We start from the raw sequence: 26,572 nt of genomic DNA on the forward strand, positions 1-26,572 counted from the left end.
ACTTAAGCGATTCCTAATTTAGCGTTGAATGCTTTCAATGTCTCAAGCACATTGCTCTTTACATTTACGAACTGGTCGATACCTTGAGCCTTCAAGTCGTCCGCGCAAGCAGGAGCTCCGGCTACAACGAATTCGGCACGTCCGGCCAAAGCCTTGTAAGCGGCAGGAGCGAATTCAGCATACTCGTCATCACTAGAGCAAAGAACCACGATCTCGGCACCAGCCTTGACAGCAGCCTCAACACCAGCCTCAACCGTATCGAAGCCTAAGTTATCAATTATCTTATATCCGGCACAACCGAAGAAGTTAGCGGAGAACTGTGAACGAGCCAAACGCATCGCCAAGTTACCTATCGTCAACATAAATACCTTCGGAGTCTTGCCACTCTTCTCTGTCGTCATACGCAAAGCCTCGAATTCAGAAGCGCCGCGAGAGAAATCAAGAGCCGGGATCGTTGCCTCACCGCAATGACCACCGCCACAACAGCAAGAACCTTTTTCTTGAATCTTATCGGCAGCTACTTCCGTGAAGTTAGGATACTGGTTAGAACCCAACAATATCTCACGACGGGTAGCAACCGCTTTCTTACGAGCTACATTCGAAGCGTTAACGGCATTCTGGATCTCACCTGCGTTCACGGCAACGGAGAATCCTCCTTTTTCCTCAACCTCCAAGAACAACTTCCAAGCGACATCAGCCAAGGAATTCGTCAATACCTCTACATAATAAGAACCGGCAGACGGGTCAACGACCTTATCCAAGTGGCACTCTTCCTTCAATAATAATTGTTGGTTACGTGCGATACGCTCGGAGAAATCGTCTGGAGTCTGGTAAATCTTATCAAACGGGCGAACCGTGATAGAGTCTACGCCGGCAAGAGCGGCAGACATAGCCTCAGTTTGAGAACGAAGCAAGTTTACGTGAGCATCGTAAACCGTCATGTTCCACTCTGAAGTCTGTGCGTGAGCAACCATCTTGCAAGCGCATTCGCAGGCCGGCTTATAAGCGGCTACGATCTCGGCCCACAACCAACGAGCCGCACGGAACTTAGCGATTTCCATGAAGTAGTTAGAGCTGATACCTAAATTGAATTTGATTTTCTTGGCAACCTCGTCAGCGGTGAAACCAGCCTCGGTAAGTTTTGCCATCAATTCGTTACCCCAAGCCAAGGCGTAACCTAATTCCTGAGAAATGTAAGCGCCAGCATTGTTGAAAAGGAACGCATTTACAGCCAATACACGGTAGTTAGGCAAAGCCTGTCCAGCTTTGAGCACAGCTGCGGCACCTTCTACCCACTCACTGTTTTCTTTACCTTTTACTAAAGGTTTCTTGAAAGCGTCATAGTTTACAGAACCGTAGCACTTCTCTGCGTCGACACCCTTGCCTTTGAAGTAGTCAGCCAAGATACCGATCAACTTCTCCGCTTTGCAGTTGCAAGTGTTGAAGTTCAATTCTACGGAAGCCGGACAAATACCTTCTAATAAAGTAGCTATATTCTCCTCGTTCACCTCATCACCTTTGATGATGAACCCAAGAGAAGTAACACCTTTCGTCAAAAGGTCAAGTGCTTTCTCGTTAGCACCCTTGAAGCAGCAAACTTCAATGTTCTGGCGTACCTTCCAATCGTTGTCTTTCTTCGTTCCACGAACATAAGGGAATTCACCGGGAAGAGACTCTGTAGTCTTTAAACCCTCGATGTCTTCTGCACGATAGAAAGGATTTACATTAAATCCTTCGCCTGTCTTCCAAACAAGCTTTTTCTCAAACGGTACCCCTTTCAGGTCAGCCGTTATCTTCGCCATCCACTCTTCAGTAGACACAGGAGCGAATTCTGAGAAAAGTTTTTCTTTAAGTTCTGCCATAATATTAGTTGTTTATTAAACTGGTATTAGTAATGTTCAATACTATTTTGTTCAATTACAGATGGCAAAGGTAGAATAAATAAACAGTACCGACAATGAAAAAACAATGAAATCGCAACTACTTTTAACGCCTTTTAGTGGTATTCTCCCCGTTTTCTTGGCATTTTGATAAAAAACACACTTTTTCTTCAAAAAAACTCGGTTCAACTATTGCAGAATTAAAAAATATATCTACCTTTGCATCGTCAAACAAAAACAATGACACCTAAATGGTGGATTCGTCTAACGGTTAGGACACATGCCTCTCACGCATGTAATACGAGTTCGATTCTCGTATCCACTACAAAAGCTCTCAATCTATTGGTTGGGAGTTTTTTTTTATATACCTTCGCTACCCGATAGTATCCTAAGTCTTTTATTATACACTAAATTATATCATGAAAAGTAAAAAGACCGTCTTTCTGACCGGAGCCACCGGGACGATGGGACATGCCGGATTGGTCGAGTTGTCCAAGCGGCTAGATCGTTTTAATATAACACTTTTGGCTCGTCCAAGCAAAATCAATAAAGAGAAATTAGCCGCATATGAGGCCATGGCAGGGATCCGTATCGTTTGGGGAGACTTGACAAATTATCAAGATGTCTTAAATGGAGTAATGGGGGCGGACTACGTATTGCATGTAGGTGGAATGGTTTCCCCGGCAGCGGATTATTTCCCTAAAAAAACCTTGAAAGTAAACACGACCGCCGCCCAATATATCGTGGATGCCGTAAAAGCACAACCGAACTCTGACCGGATCAAGGTAGTCTATATCGGCTCCGTGGCGCAAACCGGCCACCGTAACGCACCTGTTCATTGGGGACGTACGGGAGATCCGATCAATATAAGTGTCTATGATCATTATGCCATCTCAAAGACAATAGCCGAACGTATTTTCGTGGAGTCGGGTATTAAACATTGGGCGTGCCTTCGCCAAACCGGTATCTTATGCCCCGAATTATTATTCAAAGGTTCGGACCCAATCACATTCCACGTACCGCTAGACGGCGTGCTGGAATGGGCTACCGCCGAGGATTCCGGTCGCTTACTAGCGAATGTATGCGAGGAGGAGGTGCCGGATGAGTTTTGGAACCGTTTCTATAATATTAGTAGCGGCCCGTCTTTCCGCCTGACGAATTATGAGTTTGAGAGTAAATTGTTAAAAGCGATTGGCTGTCCCGCCCCAGAGAAAATATTCGAACCGAACTGGTTCGCTATCCGTAATTTCCACGGACAATGGTATACCGATTCAGATCTATTGGAAGGATATCTGCATTTCCGCAGTAACCAAACTTGCGACGATTATTTTAAATGGATGGCCAGCCAAGTCCCTTGGTATTTCCACCTAGCAAAGATCGTCCCTCCTATCTTCATAAAACTGGGTATGGGAGCCATCGCTAAAAAGCCGGGACTGGGAACTCGTAACTGGATCAAGAACAGACACCAAGATCGTATATCCGCATATTTTGGCTCGTATGAGGATTGGCTAGCAATCCCGGGTTGGGATAAGATCCGGACAGAACGCCCCTCCGAAACACCCGTCTTTCTGGATCATGGTTATGATGAAAGTAAGCCTAAATCGGAATGGGATATCGAGGATATGCGTAAAGCCGCGGAATTCAGGGGAGGAAAATGCTTGTCACCGGCCATGACAAAAGGAGATTTATCGACTCCACTCGATTGGGAATGCCAATTCGGTCACCGTTTTAAGGCCTCTCCCACATTAGTATTATTAGGAGGCCATTGGTGCCCGGAATGTTTACCTCTCCCTTGGAATTACGACGAGATCGCTAAAGGAAATCCATTCTTTGCCCAAGTATGGTATCCATTCCACGATAAAAAGGAACACAATGTATATGATGAATCCATATTCACTGACTTCAAGGAATAAAATTCAACGCATCAAGAGATTTTTGTTTTTTAGATTATTTATCTCAACGCAACATACTTTTACCGGATATTATCTGTTATAACAATATAAGCACTATATACCATAAACATAAAAACAGATTTTATCATGACAAAAGGATCGATCGGATTAAATGCAGGAGCTATCTGGAATTTGCTTTCAGATGGCCAACATTGGAGTTTTGAGGCGTTGAGAGCAAAATCCGCTCTAACAGATGCGGATCTATGGTCCGCTATCGGTTGGCTCGCTAGAGAAAATAAGATTGAAATTGATAATACCAGCAGCCACCCTATCTTCTGTCCGGGTACCAACTTTTATTTTTAAATGACATTTATGATATTTCATTGCGAAGGATTTCACTTTCTTCGCAATGAAATCTTCAAAAAAACACTTACTTTGTAACCCTAACGAAATAAAAACAATACGATTATGAATCCTACTTTCGGAGCTTCCATTCTTTCTTGGATACCACCTATGTGGACACCAGAAGCCGGTCTTTTCGCTATCCAGCAAGCATCTGCCGCCGGTTTTGATTTACTGGAAATTTTATTGCCTCCTTCCATGGAGTTCGATGCTCCAACCGTAAAGCGACAATTGAAACAACACGGATTGAAGGCGACTTGTTCTCTCAATCTTCCCAAAGAAGCGCATATTCCTTTTTATCCCAAGAAAGCGACTTGTCTGATCAAGGAGGCACTGGATAAAGCGAGCGAACTGGAGGTTGATTACTTGGGAGGTGTCTTACATTCCGGCATCGGGGTCTTTTCCGGCAAACAGCGAACACAAGAAGAAGAAAATACACTTTGTGAGGTATGGGCAGAGGTTGCCGAATACGCCGCCCGATCTGGAATCACGATCGGTATCGAGCCGATCAATCGCTATGAAAGTTATATGTGTACCTCTGCGGAGGAAGTCCTGCGCTTTATCAAACGCGTAAACGCACCGAATTTGTCTTTGCATCTGGATACTTTCCATATGAATATAGAAGAGACGAGTTTTTATGAACCGGTTATTGCGGCTGGCAACCGGCTTCGCCATATTCACATGACCGAAAGTGACCGGGGAATGCTGGGTGAGGGAAACGTACGCTGGGATGATTTGTTCCGGGGACTACAGGAAATCGATTTCAATGGTAATTTAGTTTTGGAGAATTTCTCCAATTCTGTTCCCGGTATGGCGGAAGCCGTATCTTTGTGGCGTCCGTCTAAATACAATGCCGATGCCTTAGCCAAAGGCAGTCTCGCCTTCATGCGTAAGATGGCACGCGAATATCAATAAAGCATCAATTACCGCAAGACCGCCGCAGTATTACCGCACGGCGGTTGCAGTAATGTCATGTCAAATGAGATGGTAGCATTAATCTTATCATTTAAATAGCTGCTGAACGACAGCGCTATCCCCGTCATTCGGAGCAGGTTGTATATTCAATAAACGGGCAATCATCAAGTAAAGGTTCACGTTCGCCATTTGCGGGACCTCCGCATGTCTCTTGAACGAGGGACCTGCCGCATAGAATATGGCCTCCATCTCCGGCGTAAAATTATCGTAACCATGTGTCGCCGCATAACGGGGAGATGATTTCTCTCGGAATTCTACATACGTTCCAATATGTGGAGAAACAACTAAGTCACTAACTCGAGGATTCTTTCCGTAAACAAATTTCTCAGGAATCTCGTTTTTCTTCCATACGGTTATATTCGGCACTTTCTGTAAAATCGCATAGGCAGTATCCACATAGGTTTTCTTGGGATACAATAATGTAGGAACGCCATCAAAAACACAATCGAAACTATCCCGGGGTAGATAATCATTCAAGTTCACATATTTCTCGGGATAATAGGTGGCCATTCCATGATCCGAAAGAACGATAAAATCGATCTTATCGAAAATATCCAACTGACGGGCTTCCGTGAAGAAATGATTCAAGACTTTATCCAAGTTCTCCACCACATCCAAGGTCGCCGACGAATCCGGGGTAGCGGAATGACCTATCGCATCCGGTTCTTCCATATACCACATAATCAAATGAGGACGCACATCTTCCGGCAACTTCAGCCAAGATATCACGGAATCAGCACGATCTGAAAAAGGAACCGATTTATCAAACGGCTTCCATATTGAAGGCTGACCACTCTCTAAAGGCACCTCACTACCTACCCAATAGAACGAGGCGGTACGAACCCCTTGGCGTTCCGCCGTATTCCAAATAGGTTCTCCACCATAAAATTGCGGATCAAGATTTCCCATCCGGTATGAGCTATCAAGCTCCGCGTCATAAAAGAAATTATTTACCAAACCATGGTGATCCGGATGCAATCCGGTAGCCATGCTATAATGATTCGGGAAAGTCACGCTGGGATAACACGGGCGAAACGTGGAGCGAACCCCCACATTCGCCAAAGAATCCAACGTCGGAGTATGAGCACGTGACGGATAATCAGAGCGGAAACCGTCCATTGATAAAACTACGACATAACGATCCGATTGTTTTTTCGTTTGGCAACCGGTAAAAGCCAATGAACAAATACAAAAGAAACTAACGAGTAAGAACTCAATACGATTATTCCACATATCATTAAATTAAAAAAGAGGTCCACAAAGATAGTGAACCTCTTCTAATTATTAAATTTTATCTAATGAAAGATTTTTCTTTTAGAAGATATACTTGATACCGAATTGCATCTGCCAACGAGACACATCGTTCAAATTATCCTTGAAGGTTTCGTCCAAATCTTTCGCCATCGTATACTTCAACGTATAGTTGTTCGCCGCACTCGGGCCTTGTCCTTTCGGGATCGTCAAGAACTGATATTGCTGATTACCCAAAACGGTTGTTTGTACCACACCCCAATTACGATTCAACAAATTCAAGAAGTTAGCGATATTGAAACTAAAGCGCAAAGTATGTGAGCGACCATTCTTCTGGTAAATCTTTATATCATGAGAAACGCTCAAATCCAATTGATTCGCAAATGGAGCGACAGCACCGTTACGTTCGGCATACTCACCTCTATGTTTGCTCAAATAAGGATCTTGCTCGATAAAGGCATTCATCGCTTTCCATGCATCTTCTTGGCTATCGAAATCGCCCGGTAACAAATGATCTTTTACCTCGTCAAAATTCGCAGGGATATACATCAAGTCATTGGAGAACTGAGAATCGCCATTCGCATCACCATTATAACAATAAGAATAACGGAACGGACGATAACGCTGATAAATCAAACCAAAACTTGTTGCCGCATATTTACTCCAGTTAGCCGTATAAGAAGCGGACAATAACAAACGACCATCAAAAGAACCTGCCGTATAACCTACTTCTTCCGCATTTCCGTCCAAGGCCGCACGGTACTTCCAAGCGGAAGTCGCCACAGACGATGTTCCGTCTGTTACACCTCTAGACTGCCCGAAAGAGTAAGATCCATTCAAATACAATCCCTTCAGGATTCCATCAACAAAGTTTTTCTGCAACTGGAAGGTCGTATAAAGCGAATGTCCTTTGCTGGTATTACGCAGCATCACGACATGATTCGCAGCCTTTTGATTTCCTTCTCTATCGCTATAATAGCCATTATAATATGGACGTGCATTACCCGCTCCACCGTCATTTACAAATTGCTCGGTCCGATACAATCCGATATTGTCATGATAAATAGCGTTAATGTCTTTTGAATACAGCAACTCTACGGTAGCGACCCAACCATCACCAAACTTATAATCAGCAGCGATATTACTTTTCCATAAGCTCGGATATTTAAAGTCCGGATCCGTAATCGCTATATCCGAACGTGTAGCGCTACCTTCAGCCGGTTTATAAGTATCCATATTTCCGGTGAAACCTAGTGAAGGTCTGCCGTCGCTAATGATATTGTCATTTTTATCCTTTACCGCCCGAACATTTAGGTCACCAAACAGAACACCATTATTGCCGGCTTGATTACTGATCCATACATAAGGAGGAGTACCCGTGAAGAGTCCCGTACCACCACGTATCTGTAAGCTTCCATTCTCATCGTCAAACGGTTTGTAGTTAAAACCGAATCGAGGAGAAAACTGAGGTTTGGCGTTCGGATATTTAGAAACATCGATCTTGATGCCATCCCGATAGGTCTCGGCGGCGACTTTATCATTCGACTGCAAATCAGTCATAAAGAACGGAACATCGATACGTAAACCTAACGTCAAGTTCAATTTATCACTTACCGTCCACTTATCTTGGGCATACAAACCTAACTGGAATACATTTATCTCAGCGAATGGAAAATCATCCGTCATCGAATATCTTTGCGCATAGTATTGATACCCCGTAGAAGAAGAGTTCGTTATACCCGTCACATTGGAACCAAATCCAAAATCTTTCGGATTAAACTCACGGATATCAAATCCTTGTACACTTCCGTTATGAGCGGCCATGTATTGTTTTGTAGCCAATACGTTGAACTTGAAATCATCGACAGAATTAAACACCCAAGAACCCGGATAGTTTTGAGCGAAACCATTCTTAAAGGCACGATAGTCACTTTGCGTTCCAACCGTAATCTGATGTTTGCCAAAATTCATCAAGAAGTTATCCTGTATCTGCCAGATATCAGTGTTCAACTGGTTATTATAGGAGTTTGCCTCGGTTCCGAAAGTTGTATAAGCATTGTTACCACCATCCAAGATATCCACTTGCGGGAAGTAACCGCCATCCATATCGCGATAATCACGCAAACGGGAATAACCGATCTTCAAATAGTTAGACATACGGTCATTAATGGTCGTATTCAAGTCGGCCATCCAAATATTGAAGTTATTATTCGTCCGGTAGAAAGAAGAAGAGAACGGAATAGCGAACGCATTCGGTCCACGTCCGTTATTCGGCGCACCGGAAGTAGAAGGGTTATTCGTATTAAACGATTTCAAATAATAATATTTTAAGCTCAACACATTATTTGAGTTGATATTCCAGTCTAAACGAGCCGTGATTCGATCCGCTTGAGTATTTGTCTTATTCACGTCGAATTTACCCGGATTATACCCAAGCTCATCACCTAAGAAATCAGATAAACCCTGCAAGACTGTCGCATCCGCCGCAGAATTAGCGGTCGTATAAGAAATCGGTTCCTCCTGGCGATCCATCTCACCATTGATGAAGAAGAATAACTTATTCTTAATGATCGGACCGGATAAACTGATACCGTATTGGTGATTAGAGAACTCTGAAACACCAATCGTCTCATCCTTCACACGATATCCCATCATAGACGGACTCTTCGTGTACATATATACAGAAGCATGAAACTCATTCGAACCGGATTTCGTTACGGAGTTAATACCCGCACCCGTGAATCCTCCATTTCGAACATCAAAAGGAGCGATCATCACCTGTACCTGCTCGAGCGCCTCCAAAGAAATCGGTTCCGTACCGGAAGCTCCAAGAGCAGAAGCCAGACCAAACGAGTTATTAAAGGAGGCACCGTCCACCGTTACATTATTAAAACGGTAAGAGACACCGCCAAAATTCTTACCGCTACTCATCGGAGTTAATTTCACGAAATCGTCCAAAGAACGGTTAATCGTAGGCAGCTTATCCATCTTCTCACGAGTGATGATTTCCTGCGCACCTGTACGGCTTCCTGAAATAATGGGGTTCTTATCCGCAACCACGACTACCTCGTCGAGAGCTTGGGTATCTTCCCGCATTACTACATTCAGTTTCAGATCCTCACCCAAAACCAAGTTTATTCCTGTCCGGCTCTCCGTATTGTATCCAATATAAGAGAACTCTACCACATAAGGGCCTCCGATACGAAGGTTGTTAAAAGAATAAGAACCATTCGGCTGGGTAATCGTGTAGTATTCGGTACCCGTTGGCGTATGCGTAGCCTTGATATTCACTCCGATCATCGCTTCCGATGATGTATCCGTGACTTTACCACTCATACTCGCCGTCGTCACCTGAGCATGTATGGATATTCCCACGCACAACAAAAGTAACGTTAAAAGTAGATAAGTTTTCCTCATACAAGAAGTATTTATATTTAAAATAATTATAACATTTTTGTATATCGCCGCAAAGATAGGGATTAGATATCTCTTTTTGTCACAAACTATATATAATATTCATAGCATTAACATTCCTCACACAGATCTCCAGATTATTATTTTCAACCAATCACATCCATAATCCAACAATATGCAGGAAAAGCGTCTATAATTCTTTTAAATCACCGCCCAACAGGGAATGTTAGTTAAGAATCATCAAATTAAAAATTTCATAAAGAACCTTCTTGTTTTGCCAATACAAGCCATCCATCTCCGAATAAGGACATTACTCAATTCCGCCCCGTCACAGCAACTTCATGAATATGAAACAAGTATTAAATAAGAAACATACAATGATATTAAAAAATAACCCATAACTTTGCGAAAGTTTTTATTACATTAACTATTTTAAATTATGAGCAGACATTTACAGACGCTATTCCTTTTAGCTGTACTGAGTTTCTTGTTTGTCATCCCGACACAAGCGCAGGTAACAACAGCCAGTATGAGTGGAACAGTTATGTTTCAAGATGAACCCGTTATTGGTGCGACCGTTTTGGCGGTTCACGAACCTTCTGGGACAAATTATGGTACGATCACGAACGTTGACGGACGCTTTTCCTTACAAGGTATGCGTACAGGAGGTCCATACAAAGTTACGATCTCTTACGTTGGTTATCAATCTGCCGTTTATTCCGGCATTACCCTGCAATTGGGAGAGAACTACAACTTGAATGTTAAGTTGAAAGAATCTTCCGAGACCTTGGACGAGATCGTAATCACAGCGGCGAAAACGAAGTTCAATACGGAAAAGACGGGTGCGACAACCAATATCTCCTCGTCACAGATCACCTCTTTACCCACCATTAACCGTAGTATCTCCGATATCGCACGCCTTTCTCCTTATGCCTCCGACATGAGTTTTGCCGGTGGCGATGGCCGTTCCACGAACTTTACGGTAGATGGAGCGAACTTTAATAACAACTTCGGCCTTTCGGATAATCTTCCCGGAGGCGGTAACCCGATCTCTATGGACGCTATCGAGGAAGTACAAGTGGTAATCGCCCCGTTCGATGTCCGCCAGACAAACTTCATTGGTGGCGGTATCAACGCTATCACCAAATCCGGAACAAACACATTCAAAGGTTCCGCTTACACTTACTTCCAGAACCAGAATATGCGAGGAAACTCAATCGATGGAGAAGACTTGGGCGCACGTGCTAAGGAATCCAAAACGATTTACGGAGCTACGTTCGGCGGTCCAATCATCAAGAATAAATTATTCTTCTTCGCCAATGTAGAAGTGGAAAAACAACCGCAACAAGTGATCAAATGGAGAGCTCGTACTGAAGGAGAGCAACCGGACGAGAATAACTACATATCTCGCACTACACTCTCCGACATGCAAAAGGTATCCGATTTCTTAAGAGATAAATATGGTTATGATACAGGATCAGCCACGAACTTCCCCGCAGACGAAAAGAATTTGAAATTGCTAGGTCGTATCGACTGGAATATCACGAATGGCCATAAATTGAGCGTACGGTACAACTATACAAAGAATACCGCATGGAACGCTCCCAACGCTAACTCTATGGATGGTGGTTCCGGCTCTCGTCTGTATAATACAAGCCGTGTAGGTTACCAATCCATGTCTTTTGCCAACAGCATGTATTCCCAAGACAATAAAGTGTCTTCCGTATCCGCTGATTTGAACAGTCGCTTCTCTGATAAGATTTCCAATCAGTTACTTTTCACTTATACGGATATCGAGGATATGCGCGGAACCAACTCTTCCCCTTTCCCCTTCATTGATATCTTGGCAGGTAAAGATGCGGAAGGTAACCAAATCATGGAGCCTTATATGAGTGCCGGATATGAATTATTTACTTACAACAACGGCGTGAAGAACAAGATCACAAGTGTTATCGATAACTTCACTTACTTTGCCGGCGACCATAAGATCACAGCTGGTATCAGTTTCGAGCACCAACTTGCTAGCAATGCTTATATGCGCAACGGCACGGGATATTATCGTTACAGCAGCTTAGATGATTTCTTGAACGGTGCCGCTCCTGAAACGTTCGCATGGACATACGGTTACAACGGTGTTTCCGACCCGAAAGCTCAGGTTACTTTTAACCAGATCGGATTCTACGCACAGGATGAGTGGAACATTCGCCCGAACGTGAAGTTAACTTATGGTATACGTTTCGATGATTTAATTTTCGACAATAGCGATCTTCAAAGAAACGACGCAATCTACGATCTTGATTTCGGAGGCAAACATATCGACACCGGCAAATGGCCTAAGTCTAGAATGCAAATATCCCCTCGTGTAGGTTTCGTTTGGGATGTGTTCAAGGATAATTCCTTAAAAGTACGTGGTGGTACAGGTATATTTACCGGACGTTTACCCTTGGTATTCTTTACGAATATGCCGACAAACTCGAATATGGTACAAAATGCCGTAGTATTCGGCACAAAATATGAGAATGGAATTGCGGTAAGTCATGATTCCCGTCTGGATCAACTGGCTGGCGGCATGATTACGAATGTAGACGATGCGATCAAGAAATTCGGCCTTCCTACCACGATAGAGAATCCGGTTGCCGGTTCTAAGATATCTGGCGTAAAGGACAACTTCAAGATGCCACAAATATGGAAAACCTCCTTGGCTGTAGATTATCAGCTCCCAACTTCCTTCCCATTATCCGTAACCGGCGAGTTCATCTATAACAAGAACATCAATGCCGTAACCCTTGAGAATATCAACATCAAGGACCCGTCTAATTGGGAACATTTTAACGGAGCGGATAACCGTTTGATTTATCCATCTGATTATACGTATGTATCCGGTAAGAATGCGGTTGTATTAACTAACACATCCAAAGGACATGGTTATACCGCCAATGTTACGATTAACGCTCAACCCGTAGAGGATTTGAACATGATGTTGGCTTATACGCACACGGAATCCAAAGAAATTTCCGGTCTTCCGGGTAGCGACCCTGTATCTACATGGCAGGGAATGTTAACGATAGACGGACCGAATTTCGCGACCGTACAACGTTCACGGTATGTAGTGCCCGACAAGGTAATCGCAGCGGTCAATTATAATCTGCCCTTCCGCCATAAAGGTCTGCTCAGAAAAACAAGCTTAAATCTGTTCTATTCCGGTTATTCCGCTTCCGGATATAGCTTCGCTTATACAAATGATATGAATGGTGACGGTATCAATAATGATATGATGTATATCCCGAAAGATGATAGTGAAATCAAATTCAAGAATGAAGCAGATAGAACCGCTTTCTGGAACTTCGTAGACCAAGATTCTTATTTAAAGAATCACAAGGGAGAATACGCTGAGGCTTATGCCGCACGTGCACCTTGGGTACATCGTTTCGACCTTCGTATAACGGAAGATTTCTCATTCAAGGCAGGTAAAACCGAACATCATTTCCAATTGAGCCTTGATTTCATGAATATCGGTAATATGATCAACTCGAAATGGGGTGTAATGAAGAACGCATCTTCTTCCAACGGTTGCCGTATCTTGAAATATGAAGGTATGGATGATAATAAGACTCCAATTTTCTCCATGTATAAGATCAATGGTGAATATCCGACCGAGACTTATTCTTATAACCGTATCTATACTGAATGCTGGAAAATGCAGGTTGGTATCCGTTACATCTTTAATTAATCAAGAGATATAACTCCATAAAAAAGGCGGGGAACAAATTTTCCCGCCTTTTCTATTTCATCATATATCCTCTCCTCCTCGCAAGGCATCCGCTATATCTTGATGCCGCTGGGCTAATTCGTCCTCTCCGATCGCCCGGAAACCCTCCGCCAGATATTCGTGGGAAGCCGCATGTTTAGGTTTGATACTTACCGCCTGCTGGAAATCCAGAATAGCTTCATCGTAATATTTGAGCTTCAATAGGCATTTTCCACGGTTATAGCGGGCCTTAAAAGATTTCGGACTTAATTTTACCGCTTTGTTTAAACAAACCTGAGCGTCGTAGTCCTCACCTATATCCAATAAAGTAACCCCTTTGCGTACCCAAGCTTCCACATAATTCGGATTCAAATTCAAGGCTTTATCAAAACAACGAATAGCGGCATTCGCGTCATGGGCCTTCGTTATGCACTCGTTACCCATCAAGTAATATTCATGTGCATACTCTTTCTGGGTCTCACGAAGCGAATGCAATTCTTCCCTCAGAGCCTTAATCTGTGCCTTTTGACTATTCAAGGCTTGCAATTTCAAACGAAGCAGCCGTTGTACCATCGGATTATCCAATTCATTCCGTTTAGATACGGCGGCGGCAAAAGCCTCGACCGCCTCTTTCATATTACCCTGCCGAAAACCCTGAGCCGCCCGACCATATTGCAATTCCGCCTCGCTCTCTTTGATACTTTTCTCTATTAATGCTTGGTTATTGAATATTTGGCTGAATTCTACGATCTCTTTCCGGATAAAGATATCCCGGGAAGAGATCTTGCTTTTTAGCACCAATCCTTCCAATGAAGTACAACGACTCAACGCCACATAGGTTTGTCCCCCGGCAAATACCCCTCCGGTCAAATCAACTACCACCCGGCTAAAAGTCAAGCCTTGACTCTTATGCACCGTGATCGCCCAAGCCAAACGAATCGGCAATTGTTCGAACGTACCGACAATCTCTTCCTCGATCCGTTTCTCTTTCTCGTTATATTTGTATTTATAATTTCGCCATGAGGTAGGTTCGACCAAATGTTCTACACCGCTCTCCAGCAAGACATAAACATTTCCATTCTCATCGATACCCGATACCATACCGATCGTCCCGTTCACCCAACGACGCTCATAATCATTATCGATAAAAATAACCTGCGCCTGTTCCTTGATGGATAAATTCAGCTGGGTAGGTAGTGAGGATTCCGGAAAATCCCCCTCGATCTTTCCCACGGAGACGTACTCTTCTCCGGGAAGCTCGGCCAACTTCTTCTCATTGATAAAATCAACCTGATCCCGGCGAGTGGCCAACGTGATATACATATCCTCATTCTGAGGCTCGAAAGACGGAAAATAACGACCGTTCAACGTATCCAACTCCTGTTTTCTAGCGGCATTATTACGAATCCGATCCAATATATTGATAAAAACAGAATCGGTCTGGCGATACACTTTTTGCAACTCGATCGGCACTAAATTAATGTCCTTGAACACACGAGCCGAGAAAAAGAAAGGGCTCGCATAGAACAAACTCAATATCTCTTTTTGATCCGACGGAACAACCGGTTCCAACTGGAAGACATCTCCCACGAACAATAGCTGCTTTCCGCCAAAAGGCAATCGCATATTACCGGAATAGACCCTCAAGATACGATCTACACAATCAATAATATCCGCCCTCACCATCGATATCTCGTCAATGATGATCAAATCGACCTCCGCGATAATTTTCCGTTTCTCCTTCGGATACTTAAAAAACTCAAAGATACGACCATGAGACAAACTTAAATCCGGATCATCCGGCAACATCGGCCGAAAAGGGAGCTTGAAAAAGGAATGCAAGGTAACGCCGCCCGCATTTATGGCCGCTATTCCGGTAGGAGCCAGCACCACATACTTTTTCTTCGTATGATTGCAAATATACTTCAAAAAAGTAGACTTGCCGGTCCCTGCTTTCCCTGTCAGGAAAACAGACTGGCGAGTGTGGGTGATCAGTTGCAAGGCATCCTGAAACTCCTTATTGTTCGTGTCTAACTGAAAGTCCAAGTATATAATTTTTAGATGAGACAAAGCTATGAAAATATTTACAGATCACTCTAATAATATCCCTCAAAATATTTGGCAGTCTCCATAAAAATCACTTATTTTGTGATATCAAATTAATATCAAAAACAAATCATCATGAAAGCAACCGAAAAGACATTCAACGGACTGAGAATCTCGGGGTTTATTGCCCTTTTTCTCCTATTAGCTCTATCGGGTCTCTGCTGCTATTTAATCGCAGGCACCAACGAGACTTGGAGCGTAATCACCGGCATCGTCGGACTCTGCCTGTTAGTGGTTTGTTTATTGGGATTCATGGAAATCGAGCCCAACAATGCCCGAGTAATGCTCTTTTTCGGAAAATATAAAGGGACAATTACTGATAACGGATTTTTCTGGGTCAATCCACTTTACAGCAAAAAGAAAATCACGTTACGTGCCCGTAACTTAGATGTCCCTCCTATCAAGGTTAACGATAAGGTCGGTAATCCGGTTATGATCGGGGCCGTGATGGTATGGAAAGTCAAGGATACTTATAAAGCGATGTTCGACATCGATTCTTCGTCCATTAGTATCTCCTCGAATAAATCATTCATATCACTGGGAGAATCCTCTGAATTATCCCAACGAATGCAGAATTATGAGAATTTCGTGCAGATACAAAGTGACGCCGCCATCCGTAAGATAGCTGGCATGTATGCCTATGATTATAACGAGAGCAAAGATCCCGTCACCTTACGATCCGATGACGGGGAGGTCGCTCAAAAACTGGAAGAGGAATTAAACAGTCGTTTGGCGATAGCAGGCATTGAGGTATTGGAAGCTCGTATCAATTACTTAGCGTATGCTTCCGAGATCGCCGGAGTCATGTTACGCCGCCAGCAAGCGGAAGCCATTATCGCCGCAAGAGAACGGATCGTGGAGGGAGCGGTCAGCATGGTTCGACTCGCCTTGAACAAACTGGATCAAGACAATGTTGTGGAATTGGATGAGGAACGGAAGGCTGCGATGGTTAGCAACCTGTTGGTGGTCCTTTGCGCTGACGAGGCAGCGCAACCTGTCGTAAATACCGGGACCCTACATCATTAATGTAAGAATTTAATATTAATACTAGTATATGGCCAAAAAAGATAATACTGTCAAAAGCTTCATCCTTCGGGTGGACGCTGATATGATGGAAGCTATCGAAGCTTGGGCTGCGGACGAATTTCGCAGCACCAATGGCCAAATCCAGTACATTCTGGACCAAGCCTTACGAAAGGCAGGACGGTTGAAGAAGAAAAGACTGCCCCGGCCACAAAACGACGACAAGTCATAAAAAAAAGCCTGATCTTTCGATCAGGCTTTTTTATTAACGGCTAATGAACAGCCAAGCATCTTTATACTTTTCTATTTTTCGAAGTGTCGCCATGTAGCTCTCGGCATCCGCCCGGTTATTAAACTTATCCGCATAAATACGATATTTACCATCACGAACCACCTTGCTTACATTCTTACATTGCGTGCGGTCTACACCGGATATATACTCATTCGCCTGCTCCTCTGTCGGGAAACTCGCTATTACGATATGATACATCTTTTTCGTCGCCACGAGTTCCGCTTTCGGAGCGGGGACAGCGACTTCTTTCCTTACCTCAGGGGCAGAAGGCGCTTTGGCAATCTCAGTCTCCTTAGTCGCTTCTATTTTGGGAGTTACCTCCGCTACCATCTCGTCCACTTGAGATATTTGAATTTCCTCCGGCTGAGAAATAGGTTCCTCGAACCTATAATTTATCATCTCCGTAGGAACAAAACTAGCTGTATAAGCGGACAGGTTTACTTCTTTCACCGGAGTTGAAACCACAAAGAATAATGCGACAGCAGCAGCTGATGCCGCGACAACCCGGATCAACTTACGACTAACCGGGATATAGAACACATCTTTCTTTTTCTTACCCGCAAGTAAAGCAACCTCTTCCCGCTCCTCCTCCAATGATCGCAAAACCGGAAAATGAAACGATGGTAAACCATACGAATCCGCATTGAATACCCCAGAATCGCCCGGCGTAAAAATGGTCTGCCCTTCCTCTCCTATAGAGAAAGTCCCGATTCGCCCCAATGTTATCCGCTTGTCTTGTTCCAAAGAAACATTCAAAGCCTCGATATCCTCTTCCAGCATCAACTGAGCTTTCCGGTAATCAACGCCATACGTCTGCATATATGACTCGGAGAGCAAGCCGTCTGTATGCTGTAGCGTGACATTAAACATAACCTCTTTACGCATCGGCCGGAACAAATGTTCCTCTTCCTGATACGTCGCCGGCAAAGTTTGCAGCACGAAACCACCAAACTTCGGCAAGATCACACAATCGTGCGTCAGCAACAAGCGTTCAATATGTGTTATTATCCTTAACATAGAGACAAAGGTAAATATCTTTATAGAAATAACAAAAAAAGAGCACTTTTTTCCTTTGAAATGACCCGGAAAATTATATGCATGACATTCTCATTTCAAAATCCACATGACACCCATATAGTCATCCGACCCTCCATACTGGTCGCTAATTGATTTTGAGACATTATCCATATTGTAATCCAACTCTTCCGATGGATACATCCATCTTAACGGCATTTTATCAGAAGGTATATTCCTATTCGATTTCGGATTTATCGGAATATTCGGTACACCTGTCCTACGATATTCAAAGAAAGCATTGTAAGGTGTTTGAAGAAACGTCAATATGTACTTTTGCCAAATAATCTGACTCAACTGTTCTTGAAAATCACTAGCGAATTTAACGCCTTGGTTTCCGAGATATTCTTGAATATAGGCATCTGTTATTTTTCGATTATGATGGAACATAACATCATCGGGTGTATTATCCGCCACAAACCGCATTGAAGAACGAACGCCTTCCTCATAATACTCTTTGGGACTTTTTGAGATAAAACCTCTCAGAGCCATCTCAGCCAGTATAAAATTTTGTTCTTGATAACTCAAGAAAAATACAGGCTCGCCCTCCGGCAGTTCCTCGTAGCGATCATTTATTTGAGAAACAGTTCCCCCACTCACAAAAGTCAAGATCTCAGACTCCGGTAAGGTCGGGTCAACTCCACCATAAGCATCCCATTCCGAGGGATCCAACTTGGCCTCTTCTGAGCTCGGTGTCGGTTTCGCATAATAAAATAAACGATAATCTTTCAAGGCTTTCAATTTATCAACAAAAAGATTAGTCATCCTGTCATTATTCACAAAACTATTAATTTCCTTAAAATAAGGATATTTCTGTCCAGCCTTATTAGAGTACACAACTTGGAAATTATCCGCACTCGACTCAAAAACAGGTCTGTTATTGATAATCTCATTGATTCTTTCCCGAACCTTTAAATCCGGATCATCGACCTTTTTATACAAATTAAGAAGCAACTTCAATTGCATAACATTCACAGCCTTACGCCATTTCGTCACATCCCCTCCATAAATATAATCACCCTCAAAATTAGTGCCAGCACTAAAGAGACGGTCCGCCTCATCCAATTCATTCAATAACCCGAGAAAAACATCTTTTTGAGAGTCATATTTCGGGAAATACACCTCTTCATCCTCAGCTCTTAAAGCTTCAGAATAAGGTATGTCCCCCACTTGCATTGTCAAATTGAAGAAAAAGAAAACCCGTACGAAATGAGACAATGCCGTATAGGAGTTTTTCAACTCATCATTCGTCGCAAAATCAATCATCTTCGAGGCATTCCGCAAATCTCTCAAAGCATCATAATTCGCTCCACCCAACAAATTGAATGCCAGATCTATATCATTAGCCTCTGTCCACGACAAATACTTAGCTAACAATTCATCCCGGATAAAATCCTTTCCATTCCCATTTTTATAAGTGGTAATATCACGTAACAGTTCTGTTGCCAACATCGCAGATGTTACTTTGTTAGTTGAGTCGGGATTTGTATTTACGCTTTCGAAATCATCACATCCAATCATACCCAACAAAACCAGTCCGCATATCAATATATTTTTAATTTTCATACGTTTAGCTTTTAAAATTCAACTTTCAAGTTTACACCTACATACCTTATAGATGGAGAAGATATATCCTCGCCCTCAATATCCTCAAAGCCATCCGGATCCGAGAATCTAAAATCTTTGGTCAACACAAATAAGTTCTGTCCGATAAAGCCTACATAACAGCTATTCATACTTAACTTACTAATAAACTTCTTCGGCAAATTATATCCGATTGACATTTCCCTCAATTTCAAGAACGTCTTTTTCTGAACTAATTTATCTGGATTATTATGGCTGCTTCTTACAAAATCCTCATAAGAAGTCTCGATATCATTCGGAGCGAATACCCGCGTATCTGATGTAATCCTGCCATATTGATCATATTTGACCTCGCCTGATACAATCTTGACACCTTCACCCACATAGTTTTTCTTGCCATTCACCACCTCATCATATCTCCATTGATTGTCCGTATCCGGATGAGCGCCGGTTTCCAACATGTGGAATTCCGTATTCGACCATGATTTTCCACCAATACGGCCATCAAAATTGAGTGTCAGCGTAAAGTTCTTATACTTGAATACATTCGCTAGACCATACTCTAAATCCGGATCCGTATAACCAATCAAAGAGCTATATTGGCTCCTAGACATCAAGCCATTCGTATTAATAATATAATTACCATCCGGATCTTTGTCATAGCCTTTATATGAATAAGAATCCGTACGAGCGCCCACGTATGTCCACAAGTTATCCGGGCTGAAGCTCTCATCCAATTTAGCATAATACCTCTTGCTCGTCGAAAGATTCAACGACACATCCCATGAGAAATCACGGACTTGCACCGGAGTAGCGTCAATAGAAATCTCCACTCCACGACGAACATATTCTTCGTCAATATTCATCAATCTCGATTTATATCCCGTAGCGGAAGATATCCTTTGGCTGATCGTATTATTATAAGTCAACTTATTGAAATAACTCACATCTAATTTCAAGCGATGTCCTTGCAAGAAGTGAATACCCGTACCTATTTCCCATGTACGATTCGTGATAGGCTTCACGTCGCCACGCAAATAATCCGGATAACTAGCCGTATTCAAGCCATCCCAAACATTCTGTTTAATCGTATAGGCCCGATCTAAATCATAAATAGCTAAATCGGTTTTAGAGACAGTCCACGATCCTCTCAATTTCCAGAAGGGTATCCAATCCGGCAAGCTTATTATATTAGAAGGAATAATACTCACTCCCACGGAAGGATAAAAATATGATTTATCATTTGAAGGCAAAGTAGAAGACCAGTCATTACGCCCAGTAGCCTCCAGATAATAAGTATCCTTATACCCCAATGTCAACGTGCCGAACAGACTATTCACTTTTTTCGTCTTAGTCTCCGCATCCACGATCGGACTTTCTACGGAAGCTTTTATCGAATAAAAACCGGGAACAGACAAGCCATTCTTCGTGGAAGCTTCCAGATTCTTTGTTTTCGTATAATAAAGAGAACCTCCCAATAAACCGTCAACACTAAAATCACTCAGCTTCTTATTAAACAGCAAGAAGAAATCATAATTCATGGTAAAACCAGTCTTCTTGCCCTCTTTATAATAACCCAGCGCTCCGTCTTCCCAGCCACCACGGCCTTTAGAGATCGTTCCCACCGAAGAACGAGTCACATTATTATTCGCATAAGCGACTCCTCCCGCACGCAATTGCAATTTCATCCAAGGGAGTATCTCGTACTTAAAAGACAATGAACCATTCGTCGTAAAATTATTTATCGACTTAATCTTCTCATAAGCCTCAAAATAAGGATTATCATACCAATCCGTATAATGCCAATTTTGCTTTTCATTTGGGACAAGCCAATAATCCTTGTAATCCCGCAGATCATACTCCGGACCAGTCCATAATAAAATATTGTACATATATCCGGTACCATATCCATACCCAGCCGTATTCGGCGCAGATTCCTGCGTAAAGTTCATACTACCTTCCACGCTCGCCTTATTGCCTAGTTTCAGCTCTCCACCAATATTATACCAGAATTTATTCTTACGTGAATTCGGATACTGATTCTTATCATACAAATAAGACAAAGAAGTGCGGATGCTTCCATTCTTACCAGAAGATGATACACTGACCGTAGTATTACTGATCATACTAAACTCCAAGAAATTCTTAAAATTATTCTTACCCCTCGAAGTCAACTCCATTTCCCGATACTCTTTCTTAATAGGATCCCATTGCGTATAAACACGACCAATATCCAACTTATCGCCCCAGACATAATCTATATTATCAAATTTACCTCCAGACCCGGCGCTATAAGCCGTCTGCACCTCCGGTATTTTTAACTGTCCGGCATTAAACATATTACTGGTATTTACCTCTATAGAAAAGCCCTTATCACCCCCTTTCTTGGTGGTAATCATGATCGCTCCATTACCACCTCGGGAACCATACAACGCAGAGGCCGTAGCCCCTTTCAACACAGTAATATTCTCAATCACATCCTGGTTGAAATCACTAAACGCTTGATTTGTAGGAACGCCATCCACGACGACCAAAGGCTCCTCTCCACGTAATTTTATCTTAGGAGCGACCCCAAATTCCGTAGAATTATACACTCGCATGCCCGAGATCCTACCACTTAAACTCGTCGCGATATTCACGCCCTTAACTTTCTCCAATTCATCCCCCTTGAACTTTTGTGTAGCATAACCTAACGCTTTCTCTGAACGAGTAATACCCAAAGCGGTAACGACAACTTCCTCCAAGGCTTTTGAATCTTCATCAAGCACTATTTGGAGAACTTTTTTATCCCCAACAGGAACCTCTTTTTCTTGAAAACCGACATAAGATACCATTAGCACATTCCCAGCGGAAACATCCAAGGAAAAGTTTCCGTCCAGATCACTAATAGTGCCGTTAGTCGTTCCTTTTTCTACTACATTCGCACCAATCACGGGATCCCCGTGAGCATCTTTCACGACACCTGTTATTTTTACCTTTTTCGTCTGTTGACTAGCAATCGGTAAATCCTTTTTTTTCGTGTCTCGGCGTACGATTATTTGACGATTATTAATAATATACTCAATATCCGTTCCGCTGAATAATTTATCTAATATTATCTCTACAGACTGATCCCGAACATCCAGATTAACTTTCCTATGCAAATCAATGTTAGAACCATGATACACAAAAATAAACTCACTGTTTTTCTCAATGTATTCAAATACATCTTCTACCGTACGATCATTCATTTGAATGCTTAGCATAGTCCGCTGCGCATATAGGGAAGACGCATATATCGCAGATCCTCCAAAACTTACCAGACATAAGGCTAAACCAAGACTTTTGAGAAAATGATTTGATTCTCGGCAGAAATCTTCTTTTTTCTTCATACCTTTGTAATGTTTTTTCTTTAGTACGTAATTATTGATTAAACAAAGCTCTTGAGCCGGAAGATATGGCAGTATCTTCTGGCTCTCTTGTAAATGCAAACACGCTTACAGATCATTCCTTTCCCATAGGCAAATTATTTTAATAAAATTATATTATTCTCCCCATCTCTCTCTTGGCGTAGAAAAAGAGATTGACAAATAATCTCAACAACTTCCTCCAAGTTCTCTCTCAGGTCCAATTTTCCTGAAATAGGTATTTCACCTATCTCTTTGCCAAATAAAATAGTCCGGCCATAATAACGAGACAACCGATTTAAGACCTCTCCAACCTTACGATCATTTAACAGCATCAAGTTATCTTTCCAACAAATATGTTCAAAGACATCTACCTTTTTGATCGATATTTCTTTACCCTTTAACTCAAGCATATCATCAGGGCTCAGCACATTCTTACCATTATCGCCATTTTTCACCTCGACCTGTCCTTCCACTAATACAACGGAAGCCGCAGGTTCATCCCGATAAGCACACACATTGAATCGAGTGCCAAGCACTTTTACCTCGATCGTACTCGTTTTAACAATAAAAGGGCGAGAAGGGTCCGCAGCAACTTCCAAATAGACCTCTCCATCCACTAATATCTCCCGCTTATCTTTAGCAAAAACCGTAGGAAAAATCACCCGGGTCTCTGCATTAATATACATTTTAGTTCCATCTGAAAATACGATATTCGCACGCCGTCCTTTCGGTACTATTATTTGATCCGGCTCATCAATTTTAGTTTCTTGCTCATTCTTTTCTATTTGGTGTTCCTCTACATTTGATTTGCCTACCGTATCATAAATTACCGTAGCTTCATCTTTCAGTTGAACCCAACCTTGATCCTTCACCAAGACAATCTCATCCCCCGGCAAGGCGCCAACATTCTTTTCCTCCAACAAGGCCAAAGGCAATGAAGATTTATCATGTCCCATCATCCAAAAATAACATCCCACGGCAAGAAGCAACATGACGGCGGCCGCTACGGAAGAAACAAGATAGCGTATACGTAAAACAGAGGTCTTACGGGGAGCATTCAAACGTTCCTCCAGCTTCTGCCAAGAAGAAAGTGCCAGTCGCGAATCCACTCGCTCCTCTTCACGAACTTTACGCAACAAATCTTCTCCGGCTTGCCGAAATGAATCCTTCTCAACCATGTCCTGTTTCTTATTCACGAGATACCTGTTTACTCTTATTACGGATGGAATTCGTTTTGGTACTCACTTTTTACCGGGAAAAATAGCGAATCCGCCATTTTTTTCATTCTTACAACCTCTTTTGCCATCCCTAGGGCACGGCTGTGCCCTAGGGATGGCAAAACTATGCCACACCGATGGCACAGCTGTGCCACTTGGATGGCACGACTGTGCCATCAAGGTGAAAATTCTTGGCACAATATATCTTTGATATACTGCGACATAAAGAGAGTCCAAGAATACATTAAAGCTCCAACGAGAACCACCGCCTTAACTTACGGAGTGTTCTAGACAATAAATTTTTACTGGATTGGTAATTTATGCCTAAAATACCAGCTATCTCATTATGCCCCAATTCATTTACATAATAAAGATAAATGATCTCTCGCTGATGGGGAGAAAGTTTTGTCAAGGCTTTCATCAAAAGTTTAACCCGGTCGTCCGTATCTGTCGTATCCAATGCGATACGGGAGAATAACTCATCCACTTGAAACACGTCCTCATATAAGGAGACATCCTCCATTTTCCTGTTTTTCTCGATCGTATCATACAGCTTATGTCTTAAAGCCTTAAGCAGATATCCTCTGACATTCGCCGTCGGAGAGAGGGAGATATGGTTTTGAATCAAATTGATAAAAATATCCTGTACGCAATCTTCCACCAAGTTCTTGTCGGGAAGTAACTTGATTCCATAATTGCGCAGCAATGCGTAAAATCGGCAATAAAGCTCACGGAAGGCTTCCTTATCTCCCTTCAGACACGATTCCCATAGCTTCTCATCGGATATTTCCATATAGATCATGTAGACAATAACTCCCACAGATTTGGCGCAAACATACAAAAAAACGTTCAAATTCAGTTAAGAGCAATAAAAAATTACAAAAAAGCACGTACACCACCATGAATAACGATGTACGTGCTTCTAAAAAATCACATGGGAAAATCACCTATACCGTTTGCCTTGCCACGGTACCATACCCGTCTGACGGATATGCTCCATCAAGCCATTGAACAAGTTTTTATACGTATCCGAAGATCGTTCCCCTATCGGACTTTGTTCCTTCGGATCTTCCTTTATATTAAAGAATTGGATAGGCTCCCAAGGAGTATTTTGTAAAATCTTGAAATCCCGGTATTGAGATGCGTAATATGCCTGACCTCCATATCGGGAATTACCTTCCCTTCGTACCCAATGCACCATTCGATCTCCGGTATCTTGTTCCTCACCCCGTAAAAGAGGCAAGATACTGATACCGTCGATCTCATGCGATACAGGCACGGCTGTCAGATCGCATAAGGTCGGGAACATATCCGAAAGCATGACGAAATTATCACGTACCGCCGGACGGATCTGGTTCTTCCAATAAATACCTCCGGCTACCCGGATCCCTCCCTCATACATATCCTGCTTCGCGCCTCTGAACGGGCCGTTATTCGCACCCGCATCGTCCTGCCCTCCATTATCAGAGGTAAATATAATGATCGTATTCTCCAACTGACCATTCTGTTCCAAGGCCTCATACACACGTCCGACGTTATAATCCAAATGCTCAATCAAGGCGACAATCTTAGCACGCTTCTCAGGAAGTGACGGTTCACGCTTTTTCACCTTTTCCAGCCATTCCTGAGGAGGTTGTATCGGGGTATGTGGGGCATTATAAGCTAGATACAAGAAGAAAGGCTCTTGCTTTTGCTTCATATCCGACAGGTAACGGATCGCCCAATCAGAGAAAATCTCTGTAGCATGTCCTTGTGGATCGATCTCTTTCAAGTTCTCACGCATATAATTATTTCCGAAACGACGATGGGTATAATAATCATCCATCATATCCCCTAAAAATCCCCGGTAGAAATCGAAACCCCTTTCCGTAGGGGTATTCGGAGACTCCAATCCTAGATTCCATTTTCCAACCATCGCATTATGATAGCCTCTTTTCTTCAACATCTGGGGTAATAATACGGCATCCTCCGACAGATACCCCCAACTATCCTCTTTATGCGTACGAATGACTCCCGGCACGCCTACCATATCCGGATAACGCCCGGTTAATAACGAGGCTCTACTAGGAGAGGAGACCGGACAGTTCGCATGGAAATTCGTGAAACGAACTCCTTCATTTAATAATTTATCGATATGTGGAGTTTGAATGTCCTTGGCGGCTCCTTGACAGGACAAATCGCCATATCCCAAATCATCCACCAAAATCAGCAGGATATTCGGGCTATCCGGCAAAGCCTTTGTTTGTGCGGAAGCTGCGGAAAAAGCCAATCCGCAAGCCGCTGTTAGTATATATTTATTCATCTAATCTAGTGTTTTTAAATGTC

General features: G+C 42.8%; 16 protein-coding genes and 1 tRNA gene. 7 read left to right on the forward strand and 10 right to left on the reverse strand.

All coding sequences use genetic code 11. The features are described 5' to 3' along the window. Positions 1–2: 2 nt before the first annotated feature. On the reverse strand, positions 3–1,862 hold the full coding sequence (gene mutA / locus ACESPU_RS10380; protein WP_005867218.1) for a methylmalonyl-CoA mutase small subunit: 1,860 nt from the start codon (positions 1,860–1,862) through the stop codon (positions 3–5). A 271-nt stretch (positions 1,863–2,133) separates the two neighbouring features. On the opposite strand from mutA, the gene ACESPU_RS10385 reads away from it, so the two are divergent. The 4 genes from ACESPU_RS10385 (at position 2,134) to ACESPU_RS10400 (ending at position 5,089) form a co-directional block, all read left to right on the forward strand. Next, positions 2,134–2,205 (forward strand) — tRNA-Glu (locus ACESPU_RS10385). Between the two features lie 94 nt (positions 2,206–2,299). Next, on the forward strand, positions 2,300–3,793 hold the full coding sequence (locus tag ACESPU_RS10390; RefSeq protein WP_373133348.1) for an NAD-dependent epimerase/dehydratase family protein: 1,494 nt from the start codon (positions 2,300–2,302) through the stop codon (positions 3,791–3,793). A gap of 126 nt (positions 3,794–3,919) precedes the next feature. After that, positions 3,920–4,135 (forward strand): winged helix-turn-helix domain-containing protein, encoded by a 216-nt coding sequence (locus tag ACESPU_RS10395; RefSeq protein WP_005854120.1) that lies wholly within the window; start codon positions 3,920–3,922, stop codon positions 4,133–4,135. Between the two features lie 105 nt (positions 4,136–4,240). Continuing rightward, positions 4,241–5,089: a sugar phosphate isomerase/epimerase gene (locus tag ACESPU_RS10400; RefSeq protein WP_158532222.1), complete on the forward strand. Its 849-nt coding sequence runs from the start codon at positions 4,241–4,243 to the stop codon at positions 5,087–5,089. An 87-nt stretch (positions 5,090–5,176) separates the two neighbouring features. Here the strand turns inward: ACESPU_RS10400 and ACESPU_RS10405 are convergent, their stop codons facing one another. Together ACESPU_RS10405 and ACESPU_RS10410 are read right to left on the reverse strand one after the other, a co-directional pair. Next, complete coding sequence (locus ACESPU_RS10405; protein ID WP_005867211.1) at positions 5,177–6,382, reverse strand: ectonucleotide pyrophosphatase/phosphodiesterase; 1,206 nt, start codon at positions 6,380–6,382, stop codon at positions 5,177–5,179. Between the two features lie 81 nt (positions 6,383–6,463). Beyond that, on the reverse strand, positions 6,464–9,817 hold the full coding sequence (locus tag ACESPU_RS10410) for a TonB-dependent receptor domain-containing protein (protein ID WP_005867209.1): 3,354 nt from the start codon (positions 9,815–9,817) through the stop codon (positions 6,464–6,466). Positions 9,818–10,253: 436 nt separating this feature from the next. Here ACESPU_RS10410 and ACESPU_RS10415 point away from each other — a divergent pair, with 436 nt between their 5' ends. Further along, positions 10,254–13,544 carry a carboxypeptidase regulatory-like domain-containing protein gene (locus ACESPU_RS10415; protein ID WP_008779970.1) on the forward strand — a complete coding sequence of 1,097 codons (3,291 nt, stop codon included), beginning with the start codon at positions 10,254–10,256 and terminating at the stop codon, positions 13,542–13,544. 60 nt (positions 13,545–13,604) lie between these two features. On the opposite strand, the gene ACESPU_RS10420 is transcribed toward ACESPU_RS10415, so the two are convergent. Continuing rightward, the gene (locus ACESPU_RS10420; RefSeq protein ID WP_005867205.1) at positions 13,605–15,608 is read right to left on the reverse strand and encodes a tetratricopeptide repeat protein; all 2,004 of its coding nucleotides are present in this window, start codon (positions 15,606–15,608) and stop codon (positions 13,605–13,607) included. 135 nt (positions 15,609–15,743) lie between these two features. On the opposite strand from ACESPU_RS10420, the gene ACESPU_RS10425 reads away from it, so the two are divergent. Further along, positions 15,744–16,694, forward strand: a complete 951-nt coding sequence (locus ACESPU_RS10425; protein ID WP_057326318.1) for an SPFH domain-containing protein — start codon at positions 15,744–15,746, stop codon at positions 16,692–16,694. Positions 16,695–16,722: 28 nt separating this feature from the next. Continuing rightward, complete coding sequence (locus ACESPU_RS10430; RefSeq protein WP_005854106.1) at positions 16,723–16,923, forward strand: Arc family DNA-binding protein; 201 nt, start codon at positions 16,723–16,725, stop codon at positions 16,921–16,923. A 33-nt stretch (positions 16,924–16,956) separates the two neighbouring features. Here the strand turns inward: ACESPU_RS10430 and ACESPU_RS10435 are convergent, their stop codons facing one another. The 6 genes from ACESPU_RS10435 to ACESPU_RS10460 form a co-directional block, all read right to left on the reverse strand. After that, complete coding sequence (locus ACESPU_RS10435) at positions 16,957–18,000, reverse strand: SPOR domain-containing protein (protein WP_005867201.1); 1,044 nt, start codon at positions 17,998–18,000, stop codon at positions 16,957–16,959. 90 nt (positions 18,001–18,090) lie between these two features. Further along, a complete protein-coding gene (locus ACESPU_RS10440) occupies positions 18,091–19,623 on the reverse strand; it encodes a SusD/RagB family nutrient-binding outer membrane lipoprotein (RefSeq protein WP_057326317.1) in 1,533 nt (510 codons plus the stop codon). 11 nt (positions 19,624–19,634) lie between these two features. Next, on the reverse strand, positions 19,635–23,012 hold the full coding sequence (locus ACESPU_RS10445) for a SusC/RagA family TonB-linked outer membrane protein (RefSeq protein ID WP_373133350.1): 3,378 nt from the start codon (positions 23,010–23,012) through the stop codon (positions 19,635–19,637). A 134-nt stretch (positions 23,013–23,146) separates the two neighbouring features. Further along, positions 23,147–24,226, reverse strand: coding sequence for a FecR family protein (locus tag ACESPU_RS10450; RefSeq protein WP_199705239.1), 1,080 nt, complete (start codon positions 24,224–24,226; stop codon positions 23,147–23,149). 265 nt (positions 24,227–24,491) lie between these two features. Beyond that, on the reverse strand, positions 24,492–25,040 hold the full coding sequence (locus ACESPU_RS10455) for an RNA polymerase sigma factor (protein WP_121961781.1): 549 nt from the start codon (positions 25,038–25,040) through the stop codon (positions 24,492–24,494). Between the two features lie 150 nt (positions 25,041–25,190). Then, the gene (locus ACESPU_RS10460; RefSeq protein WP_122380122.1) at positions 25,191–26,549 is read right to left on the reverse strand and encodes a sulfatase; all 1,359 of its coding nucleotides are present in this window, start codon (positions 26,547–26,549) and stop codon (positions 25,191–25,193) included. Positions 26,550–26,572: the final 23 nt, after the last annotated feature.

Source organism: Parabacteroides sp. 20_3 (assembly GCF_964238835.1).
Classification (GTDB): domain Bacteria; phylum Bacteroidota; class Bacteroidia; order Bacteroidales; family Tannerellaceae; genus Parabacteroides; species Parabacteroides distasonis.